The sequence below is a fragment of the Pseudomonas sp. RA_15y_Pfl1_P11 genome (assembly GCF_963970975.1).
GTDB lineage: Bacteria > Pseudomonadota > Gammaproteobacteria > Pseudomonadales > Pseudomonadaceae > Aquipseudomonas > Aquipseudomonas tritici.
The window spans coordinates 1-1,891 of record NZ_CAXAOY010000048.1 but is presented as its reverse complement, the minus strand read 5'-3'; the positions used below and the strand labels follow the sequence as shown (position 1 = coordinate 1,891).

Genomic DNA, 1,891 nt, shown 5'->3' with positions numbered 1-1,891 from the left:
TCCATCGACGGCCTCGCCGCCCTGGTTGAATTGGATATCAAAGTGGCAGTGTTCGATCCCGTGCTTTTTGTTTTTCTGAATCGCCCCCGTAATCGGGTGAAAATACTTTATTGGGAGCGCAACGGCTTCTGCCTTTGGCTCAAGCGCCTCGAATCCGAACGATTCAAAACGTCCCCTGACGATACGGATGAAGCCATTGTCCTGACGGTTCAGGAACTGAACTGGCTGCTCGACGGTTTTGATCTTTGGCGCAACCGTCCGCATCAGGTTTTGACGCCGCGATTTGTCGCGTAGTTGGATATAATCCGGGCCATGATTTCCATGCCCGACGACCTCCCCGATGATCCGGTTCTGCTCAAGCAAATGCTTGTGCAGATGCTCAGTGAGCGTCAGGTGGACAAAGACCAGATTGTTGATCTGAAAGAACAGATCCGGCTATGGCGTGAACGTTTTTTCGGGCGTAAATCAGAACAAACCGTCGATCCGCAGACGCCACAGCTCGCGCTCTTTAATGAACCTGAAAGTCTCGCTGTTCCGGTCTGCGACGAGTCTGACGAAGAAGCCGTTGCTCCTACCAAGCGCCGTGGCAAGCGCAAGCCGTTGTCGACTGACTTGCCGCGCATCGAAGTTATCCACGAACTTCCAGAGCACGAACTGACCTGCGCCTGCGGCTGTCGCAAACACGTCATTGGCGAAGAAACCAGCGAACAGCTGGAGATCGTGCCGATGCAGATCCGCGTACTCAAACACATCCGCAAAGTGTACGGTTGCCGCAGTTGTGAAACCGCGCCGGTCACCGCTGACAAACCCGCTCAGATAATCGAAAAGAGCATGGCCAGCCCCAGTGTGCTGGCGATGTTGTTGACCACCAAGTATGTCGATGGTCTGCCGCTGCATCGTTTTGAAAGTGTACTGAGTCGACACGGCGTCGATATTCCACGGCAAACCCTGGCGCGTTGGGTGATCCAGTGCAGTGAACACTTTCAGCCACTGCTGAACCTGATGCGTGATCGATTACTGGAAAGTCCGGTGATCCACTGCGACGAAACCCGCGTCCAGGTACTCAAGGAACCGGATCGAGACCCGACCAGCCAATCCTGGATGTGGGTGCAAGCCAGCGGCCCGCCAGAGCGGCCAGTGATCCTTTTTGACTACACCACCAGCCGAGCGCAGGAGGTGCCGTTGCGCCTGCTCGGCGACTATCGCGGCTACGTGATGACCGATGATTATGCGGGTTACAACGCATTGGCGTTGCAACCCGGAGTTGAGCGTTTGGCGTGTATGGTCCATGCGCGACGCAAGTTCGTCGAAGCGCAGAAGGTACAGCCCAAGGGCAAGACCGGTCGCGCCGATATCGTGCTGGCGATGATGAGCAAGTTGTATGGCATCGAACGCGAGCTCAAGGATGCCTGCGATGAACAGCGGTTTATCGGTCGGCAGGAGAGAAGCTTGCCGGTACTCGCCGAGTTGAAAAGTTGGCTGGAGAAAACGCAGTCCCAAGTCACGCCGCAAAGTGTGCTGGGCAAGGCGGTGAATTACCTGGCGAACAACTGGAGCCGGTTGGAACGCTATGTGGAGGCCGGCCATTTGCCGATCGATAACAACTTGGCGGAGCGTGCGATAAAGCCGTTTGTTATTGGGCGCAAGGCGTGGCTGTTCAGTGACACGCCTAAAGGCGCCACGGCCAGTGCGCAGATCTACAGTTTGGTCGAGACAGCCAAGGTCAACGGCCAAGAGCCCTATACGTGGCTGCGCCACGTACTGGAGCGATTGCCGCACGCCTCGTCAGTAGAAGATTACGAAGCGCTGCTGCCGTGGAACTGCTCGCCACAGATGCCACGGTAAACCGAGGTTACATCTTGTGGTAGGTGGGGTTTGTGGATCGCACTCG

The 1,891-nt window shown here is 56.3% G+C and carries 2 protein-coding genes; both read left to right on the top strand.

Annotated features, from left to right (window positions below):
- The coding region (gene tnpB / locus AACY44_RS27515; protein WP_339531522.1) for an IS66 family insertion sequence element accessory protein TnpB at nucleotides 1-294 on the top strand (294 nt) is incomplete at its 5' end.
- A gap of 18 nt (nucleotides 295-312) precedes the next feature.
- A complete protein-coding gene (gene tnpC, locus AACY44_RS27510; protein WP_060766772.1) occupies nucleotides 313-1,845 on the top strand; it encodes an IS66 family transposase in 1,533 nt (510 codons plus the stop codon).
- Nucleotides 1,846-1,891 lie beyond the last annotated feature (46 nt).